Origin of the sequence: Parendozoicomonas verongulae (assembly GCF_009711465.1) — a bacterium.
GTDB classification, from domain to species: domain Bacteria; phylum Pseudomonadota; class Gammaproteobacteria; order Pseudomonadales; family Endozoicomonadaceae; genus Sansalvadorimonas; species Sansalvadorimonas verongulae.
In genome coordinates this window covers 1-9,077 of record NZ_SMME01000750.1, presented here as the reverse complement: position 1 = coordinate 9,077, position 9,077 = coordinate 1, and the positions used below count along the sequence as shown (strand labels likewise).

Sequence of the window (9,077 nt, the reverse complement as noted above, 5' to 3'; positions counted from 1 at the left end):
CTGAGTAGCTGTTCAAGCGAGGCCGCCATTTTACCGTGGAAGCGGTCGGTGTCAAGTGATTCGTTTTCGTTAATCCCATTGGAATCAAACAATTAAGAGACACTTAGCAATGTTGCCGTCTGGCTTGGCCGGTGACAACGAGGAGCGCATTCTACAGCGTTCCGTTTAACTGTCAATGCTCAATCATCAGTGATGAGAAAGAAGCATTTCGGCTGAGTCGTCGGTGACAACGAGGCGGCATTATAGAGATGCGGCGTTTTTGGTCAAGGCATTCCCTATAAGCATTTCTACCGTATTTAGTTTATTTACGCCTCAGGATTTCTTTACTCTCTTTCCTCTACCCCAAAGGCCAGGGGAGAGACTTTTCAAGCCCCATCGCATAGCGCATGACTACCTTGCGTCCAAATGGGAAGCGTCCACCAATAGCCAGCCCGATATTTCGAGCCACCTTCAGGGGTAGCAGCTCGTTACTGAAGGCGTGATAGAATATATCCATCACCCTTTGCATACGCGCGTTTTCCGGGCGACGCTGTTTCTGGTATTCCCCCAATACAGACACTGAACCAAGGTTTTTATCTTCAGATGCCGCCTTGCAAAGAACCTCGGCCAAACAGGTGGCATCCTGAAAGCCAAGGTTTACACCCTGCCCCGCCAAAGGGTTAATGGTGTGAGCAGCATCTCCTACAAGCACAACTCCCTCCTTTATATAGGAAGAAGCATGCCTGCGGGTGAGTGGAAAGAAGCTGCGCTCTGCAAGGCTAAGAAGCTCAGGTAACTCTTCCGGGAAGTGCTTGCGTACCTCATGGAGGAACTCTTCATCGGAAAGACTCATAAAATGCTCAACATTCTCTGGATGGTTATACCAAACCAAGGAGGCATACCCCTTTCCTCCCGAAGATGGCAAAGGCAATAGCGCCAGTGGCCCAGTTGGGGTGAAGGCCTGCCAGGTAATATCCAAAGGACCAGCGGGAATCTCCACCGTAGCAACCAGTGCACGCTGTTCGTAATCTTCACTGAAGAGGCCTATGCCTGCCTGTTTGCGGACAAAGGAGTTCGCGCCATCCGCTCCTACCAGTAACTTGCCGCTGACTACCTCCCCATTATTAAGAGTGAGACGTGGGCCATCTTCCGTAATTTTCAGAGAAGTTGGTTGAGCAGGAGAGATGATTGAGACCGTATCGAGGGTCTCGATAACTTTATGAAGTCCAAGCTGGGTCAGCCGGTTTTCGACGATGAAACCCAACTCCTCTGCTCCCACTTCCTTGCAGTCAAACAGAGTTTGATTAAAGCGGGATGTGATTTGCTGGCGGGAAAGAGGCTCCTGAAGTTTTTCCCATACCGCCATTCTGCGATATGGGCACAGACGCATACTCTTTATCGTATTCCATGCCCCCACCTTCTGCAGGAACTCCACACTGGCTGGGCTAAGAGCAGAAACACGAATATCAGGTACGGTTCCCGCTTCAAAGGGTTCTGGAACAACAGGGTCTACAAGAGCAACGGACAATCCGGCCTGACCAAGGGCACAACCTATTGCCGCCCCGACCATACCTGCCCCAGCAATAACAACATCATAATGTTTGCTTCCAGGACTACCTGTTTTATCACCCACAGCTTACCCCTGTTTTATTTCGTATTGGCGCTACTGTGCCCCAAGCCTGTGTTCACCTCAAGATCAGACTGCCTGAAAAATTCGTATCTCTGTATCAGGGTAAAGATGCTTCAGAGCGGCAATGTGAGTAGCGTGGGTAATAGAGGTGTCTTTACCCACCAGAGTGATGCTCTTGAGTTCTACATCACGGCCAAGTGTCATAAACCGAAGGCGAGACATTGCTGATGTAAAAGGAGGGAGGCTTGGATTATAAGCTGCGTTTTCCGCATAGCGGCCAACAGCCGTTGTACCATCAGATGCTTCCAGCACCACACCGGCATAACCACCCGTGTATGGCGCATAGCTCTTATTGGCTGCGTCGAGGGCCAGTTGTGCCAGCTCGTCATCTGCTTCGCAGCCCAGGCTGACGGATTTACTTGCCAGAATGCCACCTTCAACACCCAGATCACCTGGGCCGAAGGCTTCTGGCAGATATTGACTCAAAGTGTTGTCGTAATACTGACCATCCGCAGAAACAATTTTCACCTGCAGGGTATCAGAGCATTTTAACTCGTGGAGGAACTGGCGGCAGTGGCCACAAGGTGCAGCATTCACAACGAGAGAGGTCACGCTGGTTTCCCCATGGAGCCAGACGTTATTGGTGGCAGACTGTTCACCATGAAGAGACATACCCAGAACAGACTGCTCAAATTCCATATTTGCACCAAGGTAAAGTGCACCGGAGCCACCGCGCATTACTACCCCCACATGAAAGTTGGACACAGGCACAACAGCACAGGCCGCAGCGACAGGTAGAAGCTTTTCGGGGAGGTTGTCTGTGGAAATAGATAAACAGGAGGCCAGCTCTTCAGCCTGCCTGGCTGTTAGCATACCAGCCTGAGAGAAGAGCATGGTTTCAACAAGAGAGCGCGCGCCTGGGGCAAAACCACCCAGCACACTGCCATCGAATGAAAACAAAGGCATAAGTCGAAAGCCTTACAGTTTAAGGGAGTAATGGATTAACCGAGAAGCGATTAAAAAGCAAACGATTGCGTTCAAAAAAGAAACAAACATCACCATTTTTTGATCTGACACCATCCATTTTATAACAACAGGCTCTTTGCCGGTGAGGTTCACGTATTGGATTGACCTTAATAGGTACTACAATGGCCTGCTTCATTGAGTAGAATGAGCTTTCTGTGCGCCCGATAATAATTATGGATTCCGGAGCGGGTGGTCTTACGGTTTTCGAGGAAATCAGCCGAATGATGCCCTGGCTGCCTGTTATTTACTGCGCCGATAACGCAGGGTTTCCATACGGCCCAAGATCGGAAGATGATGTGATTCAGCGAGTGAGTCACTATCTGGGCGTACTCTGCCAACAGTTTGATCCAATCCTTGCGGTTATCGCCTGTAACACGGCCAGTACTGTTGCGCTCACACGGGTTCGCAAAGAGCTGAATATTCCGGTTGTGGGTGTCGTTCCTGCCATTAAAACAGCTGCGCTGCACTCCAGAAATAAATGTATTGGCCTGCTGGCCACGCCTGGCACAGTCAAGCGCTCCTACACGGATAACCTGATTGATGACTTTGCAAGTGACTGCGAGGTGATTCGGGTGGGGTCAACTCGTCTTGTGCATCTTGCAGAAAGAAAGCTGCAAGGCGAGCCGGTAGCACAATGGGAATTCGATAAAATTCTCGAGCCTTTTGCTAAAGCATCTCAACAGCCAGATCAGATTGTTCTGGGTTGCACCCACTTCCCACTGGTTAAGGGTGAACTGAGCAAGAGTATGCCAACTGTAGCCTGGGTAGACTCCGGTGAAGCCATTGCCCGTAGAGTATACAGTTTACTCAATCACCACATACCAAATAATCCAGACCAGCCAGAACTCCAAGCCTTTCTAACCTGCGACTCTCCTGCAGGAACCCGGCTGGCCTTTGCATTTGCGCAACGAGGATTTGGTGAACTGCAGGTTTTGCAGTGATCTACTCTGAACTCACCGGACAAATTGGGGTCATACCATATTCTACTATCTGATTTTATTTATGTGAGGTAGCTATGGATGGAGCCTATGCACTACCCTTCCGGAAACATGAAAGATATATGGAAGAAAAGGGAGGATCTCCTTCCTTAGAACTGCCCTCAAAAAAAAGAAAGCATAACCCAAAAAATGTCAGGGCTACTGACTCTCTTGATACTCTTCGGTTAAGTCTTCATCGTCTCCCGGCCATCCCTGGAGAGTTAGAGAAGGCGGTGCACCGAGAGAATTACGAGCCTTCCGACTTCGGGCATCGCTATTTAAGCCATGTTGTCTGGTTTGCCATGGCAAGAGAGTATCGCCGTGTAACCACTCATGACCCTGACCAGCTGCCTCTTTTGCGCGATATAAGTGCGCTGCAAGACACGACAATCAGAGAGAAAAAATTCTGTAATATCCATCGTGAAGATGACCGTGTCAGCCGGGGGCTTTTTGCCAGTCACAAGTGCTTTATGGATAGCCTGGGTTTGCCAAAGCAAGCCCTGAGTCTCTCTCAAAATAGCTTTAACGATCTGTTCTATCGTGTGCTTCTAGGACGCTTTTTAAAAGATGCTAATGTGCTGGATAAACTTGGCTCTGTATCTTTGTCTAACAGTTCGAGTTTGCGCGCCACTCTGGAACAGATTCAACAAAGCCCCAATGGCAGGGTGTATACCAGTGCCTATGTCATCAACCCTCAATACAGCAACTATGGCGCAACCCTGGAAGATGTGATTTTTGAATGGTTACCTGCCGTTGTAGCCAACGCACACCTCCATTCAAAAAGCAGTGGCCAGAAACTCTCTATTGAACAGGCTGTTAAAGAACTCAATAGCTGTTTTCCCCAAGCCATCCGACAATGGTTTTTTCAAAAAGCAGAGCGTAAGCACACAATTAAGGGAACGGAGTACACCTTTCAACTTGATCGCCTGGGTGAAAACGTCGTGTCTGCAGGTAAGCCCAGCAAACCACTCAGCAGCTTTACGCTATCGTTTATTTTTTGCCAGGCCATTATGGATCTTGCGGAGTTAACAGAAGGGGTTATTGATAAACAATCTGTGCCACTCACTGGCCCAGGTTCGAAACTAGCTCTGGATTGGCTAACCAAGTTAAAAGTGGATGACTCACCTATAGCAGCTAGAAAAAAAGAGAGTTATGCCAGCCAATTGTGCCAACTGCATCATAAGCTGACAGTTGATGAAGGTAGCCCAGTACGTTGGCCAGATGAATATCTGAAACCTCTTTCACTGATTTGCCTTGAACACACCCTTTGCGAATGGCGACGATGGATAAATATCCGCCTGCTAGAAGGGCATAGCATAACCTATCGACAACACCCCAAATAAGAAAGGAGCAGCCCTCTGCTCCTTTCTCAACACATCAGCAACAAGCCCCTATCAAGCGTTTTGAGCCTGAGCCTTGCCTTTACCTTTCATAAAGAAGGCTGCAGCAGCCAGAACTGCGCAGATCACGCCCACAGGGTAGCCAACGCTCGAGCTCAGACCCAGCCCCTCACCCGCCATGGTGATATAGGTGGTAACAACGCCAGTCATAAAGATCGCAGGCAGAACCACAAACATGTAGTTGCGGCCTTGCACACGCATATATTGGGCGGCAGTCCATAGAACGATAGTGGCCAGCGCCTGATTAGCGAAGGCGAAGTAGCGCCAGATGATGGAGAAGTCCACCAGAGTCAGCGCGTAGCCAATCAGAAAGATAGGCAGAGCGATAAGCAGACGGTTCTTCTTGCTCTTCTGAGAAATGTTCAGGGTATCTGCAACAATCAGACGCACACTACGAAAAGCAGTATCACCAGAAGTAATGGGGCAAGCAATAACACCAATGATGGCCAGCATACCGCCAACGGTACCCATTAGCCCAATAGAGATTTCCTTAACCACCAGCCCAGGGCCACCCTGAGACAGAACTTCGTTCAGGCCAGCAATACCGTTAGGGAAGAATGCCATAGCGGCCGCTGCCCAGATCAGAGCGACCAGACCTTCAGCAATCATGGAACCATAGAACACTTTGCGTCCATGGTTTTCAGGGTGCAGGCAGCGCGCCATCAGAGGGGATTGAGTGGCATGGAAGCCGGAAATTGCACCACAGGCGATGGTGATAAACAGGAATGGCCAGATAGGCAGACCTTTTGGATGCATAACAACAGTACCCAGCTCTGGGATTGGCGCGCCAGTTGCGATCAGACCACCACCCACACCAAAGGCCATAATCAGTCACACAGTGAGAATTTCCGAGGCTTGTGAAATCAGCAACGTTTCGAGTAGTTACCCTCCCGCTACAAAACGCGGAACCTCACCCAGAAAATATTCCCGCTCCACAAGAAATAAAAGCCGTTTTTTTGGCAAGAATACGGCTTTCCGCAATATTCACCGCATTCGCACCATTGTACTGTTGAGGCAGTACAAACTGAGAGCGTGCAGAATCAATGTCTGAAGAATTGTGGCCTGAGGTACTGGGTCTGATTCAAAACCAACCTGATTCCGAATCCATCAATCAGGTATTGGAAGTTTTATTAACCCCTGAAGAGCAAAGCGACATTGCCTCACGTTTGGCCATTATGCGCGCATTACTGGAAGGGAGCCGCTCTCAAAGAGCAGTCGCAGCCGATTTAGGCGTCAGCATTGCCAAGATCACCCGAGGTTCCAACTACTTGAAAAGATTAAGCCTGCAGGAAAAGAAGTTAATAGACCCAAATTATGACTGAAACAGCATTAGAAACAACGGTAGACGTCGCCCAGCCTGAGAAACGCAGAAGCATTCTCGGCGGCACAATGATTGTCGCAGGTACAGCTATTGGCGCAGGCATGTTTTCCATCCCTGTCGCAACCAGCGGCATGTGGTTTGGTTACTCCATTCTGCTTATGCTGTTTTCCTGGTTCTGTATGTACAGTGCAGCCCTCTATCTATTGGAAGCCAACCTGCGTTTTCCAAAAGGCGCCAGCTTTGACTCTATCGCTCAGGGAACACTTGGTACTGGCGGACGACTGATTAACACCGCCTGCATTGGTTTTCTGCTTTATATCATTCTGTACGCTTATATCTCCGGTGGCAGCTCTGTCATCATCAGCACCATGAAGTCTTTCACCAGTGCTTCTATCAGTCAGGGTACAGCCAGCCTGCTGTTCTCTGTGGTATTGTCTGCCATTGTTCTGGTGGGCACCAAAGCTGTTGACCGCATCACCACCGCCCTGATGGGTGGTATGATTGTCAGCTTCGCTATGTCAGCCCACGGCCTTGTTAGTCATGCTCAAGTGCAGAGCCTGTTTCCAAGCCTGCCAACATCCGATGTTCTGAAATACTCCCTTGGCGCATTCAGCGTTGTCGCTCTGAGTTTTGCCATGCAGAACACCGTACCCAGCCTGACCAAGTACTATGACAAAGATGAGAAAAAAGTTCGTAGTGCCCTGCTCTTTGGCTCTCTGATCACTCTGGCTATTTATGTCATTTGGCAGGCCGCCATTTTCGGCAATCTGGATCGCGGCCGGTTCCCCGGTATCATCGCGGCTGGCGGTAACATCGGCACACTGCTGGACGCTCTGGCCGGTGCAGATTTGAGCTCCAACGCTGCGAATCTGGTTACCCTGTTCTCCAACATGGCGATTGCGAGTTCCTTCCTGGGTGTAGCTCTGAGCCTGTTCGAGTTCATTAACGATATGTTCGGCTTTGGTGACAGCACCGCTGGCCGTATCAAAACCGCAGCCGTGACTTTTGTGCCACCAACCGCTCTGGGCATTCTGCTGCCAAACGGCTTCATTACCGCAATTGGCTACGCTGGCCTGATGGTAACCATCACCTTCATCCTGACCCCAGTTCTGATGGCGATGAAAGGCCGTAAAGATGGTGCGGAAGGTTACCGTGTTCCTGGCGGCAGCGTGCGTTTGTACCTGATTCTGGCATTCGGCATATTCTCTGTACTGATTGCCACCCTGGACATCTTCGGCATCCTGCCTGCTTTTGGTCACTAAACCGACTTATTAAATTTGGTAGAATTTTAACGGTGGAAACAACTCTTTGTTTCCACCGTTTTTTATCTCATCATTTTGAGAGTTTCTCGTGGCAAATATCCAAAAACTCCCTATCAGCGACTACCGAAAAGTCTGGGTAACCAGTGATATTCACGGTTACTTCAATCTCTATAAAGAGCTTCTGGAAAAGATAGATCTTCAAGATAATGATCTGCTGATTATTGCCGGTGATTCCTGTGACCGGGGCGTGTACTCCGCGAAGATGTTATCCAACGGCCCTCTGGCTGCTAAGAGTCCAGCCGTACTTTAATATCCATGCTTTTGTGAAGGATACGAATGACTCGGACCCGACCACCTGTCGCCGTGTAAAAAATAATATGCCTGCCCAGAGGAAATTTTCGATAACCTTCTCGAATAGCATCACAAGCCTTGCCTATGGAAGGCTTTTCCGCCAGTAGGTGGAATGTTTTATCGAGCTGCGCAAGGTATTGGTTTCGCTGCTCACGTCCCCAAGTTTCCTGAGTGTAACGAGCAATATCCAAAAGGTCGGATTTGGCTTTTCGGGTAAGAGCGAAGGCAGGCATCAGTCGTTATTATCCAGTTCCTCAATTATGCCGCTCAAACTGTAGTCTGCATCGCCACTCTGCTCACCTTCTTCAAGAAGATTGCGGAGCATTTTCAACTTTGCTTCGCTATTTTCTAACAATCGCAATCCAGCACGAATCACCTCACTGGCAGAGCCATACCGACCGTTCTCCAACTGGCTGGCAATAAAGCTATCAAAGTGCGCTCCTAATGTAACACTGGTGTTTTTTGACATGAAGGCCTCCTATGTACACCATCAAGTACCAGCATATACCAAATAATATTATAGGACAGAGTAAAGACAGAGAAGTTCAACCCAAGCCCTCATCCCTTAATGAGTTTTTGAAGGTGTAGCTGACGACGAGCACACAATGACCGAAGAAAAGCGTGAGGAGTTTGAGATTTACCCTATCGGTAAGGAGCACTTGTAATGGTCATGCCCTCCCTGAAACTAACAGAAAACTTTGCTAAGACAGTGTTCCTTTACTTTGGAACTTCTGCATTTGTTCAGCAATAGCAACCTCTGTACACCGTTCTGAATTTGAAAGCCCCTGAACAACACCTGCGTAATCCGCACCTTCTTTATTTTGACTCAGTTTGAAATTACCAATGATGCTTTCAACCACAACTTCAAGACCAATAACCGCATTGACTAACTTGTGAGTAAAATCATCTGGCGCATCGGAAACCACCCATGGGGTCGTTTGCTGTGCTTCGTGTGTGTTAGAAATATTATTGAGAAGCTGCAAAATCCAACGGCCTTCATGCCGGAAGTAAATACGCCCTCTTACATGAACGACGGAGTAATTCCATGTAGGCACAACCTTGCCCGTTTTCTTTTTTGACGGGTAGTAGTTCGGGCTTATATAGTGCCTGTCAGGAAACCCATTAAATTCG

At 48.9% G+C, this 9,077-nt stretch carries 11 protein-coding genes; 5 read left to right on the top strand and 6 right to left on the bottom strand.

The annotated features are described in order from the left end of the window. Positions 1-337: 337 nt before the first annotated feature. Both E1189_RS05095 and cdd read right to left on the bottom strand, forming a co-directional pair. Entirely contained in the window at positions 338-1,612 is a 1,275-nt protein-coding gene (locus tag E1189_RS05095) for an FAD-dependent monooxygenase (protein ID WP_329601900.1), read from the bottom strand. A gap of 63 nt (positions 1,613-1,675) precedes the next feature. Beyond that, the gene (gene cdd / locus E1189_RS05090; protein ID WP_155158968.1) at positions 1,676-2,575 is read right to left on the bottom strand and encodes a cytidine deaminase; all 900 of its coding nucleotides are present in this window, start codon (positions 2,573-2,575) and stop codon (positions 1,676-1,678) included. A 215-nt stretch (positions 2,576-2,790) separates the two neighbouring features. Here cdd and murI point away from each other — a divergent pair, with 215 nt between their 5' ends. After that, positions 2,791-3,576: a glutamate racemase gene (gene murI / locus E1189_RS05085; protein WP_329601899.1), complete on the top strand. Its 786-nt coding sequence runs from the start codon at positions 2,791-2,793 to the stop codon at positions 3,574-3,576. 269 nt (positions 3,577-3,845) lie between these two features. Continuing rightward, positions 3,846-4,955: a hypothetical protein gene (locus E1189_RS05080; RefSeq protein ID WP_155158967.1), complete on the top strand. Its 1,110-nt coding sequence runs from the start codon at positions 3,846-3,848 to the stop codon at positions 4,953-4,955. A 51-nt stretch (positions 4,956-5,006) separates the two neighbouring features. Here the strand turns inward: E1189_RS05080 and E1189_RS05075 are convergent, their stop codons facing one another. Continuing rightward, positions 5,007-5,837, bottom strand: coding sequence for a carbon starvation CstA family protein (locus E1189_RS05075; protein WP_155158966.1), 831 nt, complete (start codon positions 5,835-5,837; stop codon positions 5,007-5,009). A gap of 218 nt (positions 5,838-6,055) precedes the next feature. On the opposite strand from E1189_RS05075, the gene trpR reads away from it, so the two are divergent. The 3 genes from trpR to E1189_RS05060 all read left to right on the top strand — a co-directional run bounded on the left by trpR (position 6,056) and on the right by E1189_RS05060 (position 7,905). Further along, complete coding sequence (gene trpR / locus E1189_RS05070) at positions 6,056-6,334, top strand: trp operon repressor (RefSeq protein ID WP_155158965.1); 279 nt, start codon at positions 6,056-6,058, stop codon at positions 6,332-6,334. Beyond that, positions 6,327-7,595: an aromatic amino acid transport family protein gene (locus E1189_RS05065; protein WP_155158964.1), complete on the top strand. Its 1,269-nt coding sequence runs from the start codon at positions 6,327-6,329 to the stop codon at positions 7,593-7,595. Before trpR ends, E1189_RS05065 begins: the two co-directional genes overlap by 8 nt. An 88-nt stretch (positions 7,596-7,683) precedes the next feature. Beyond that, positions 7,684-7,905 (top strand): metallophosphoesterase, encoded by a 222-nt coding sequence (locus tag E1189_RS05060; RefSeq protein ID WP_329601898.1) that lies wholly within the window; start codon positions 7,684-7,686, stop codon positions 7,903-7,905. Here E1189_RS05060 and E1189_RS05055 read toward each other — a convergent pair. The 3 genes from E1189_RS05055 to E1189_RS05045 all read right to left on the bottom strand — a co-directional run. Further along, positions 7,883-8,179 carry a type II toxin-antitoxin system RelE/ParE family toxin gene (locus E1189_RS05055; protein ID WP_155158963.1) on the bottom strand — a complete coding sequence of 99 codons (297 nt, stop codon included), beginning with the start codon at positions 8,177-8,179 and terminating at the stop codon, positions 7,883-7,885. The two genes, E1189_RS05060 and E1189_RS05055, sit on opposite strands and share 23 nt — an antisense overlap. Then, on the bottom strand, positions 8,179-8,415 hold the full coding sequence (locus E1189_RS05050) for a type II toxin-antitoxin system ParD family antitoxin (RefSeq protein WP_155158962.1): 237 nt from the start codon (positions 8,413-8,415) through the stop codon (positions 8,179-8,181). Before E1189_RS05050 ends, E1189_RS05055 begins: the two co-directional genes overlap by 1 nt. A 232-nt stretch (positions 8,416-8,647) precedes the next feature. Beyond that, the coding region (locus E1189_RS05045; protein ID WP_196221209.1) for an FMN-binding negative transcriptional regulator at positions 8,648-9,077 on the bottom strand (430 nt) is incomplete at its 5' end.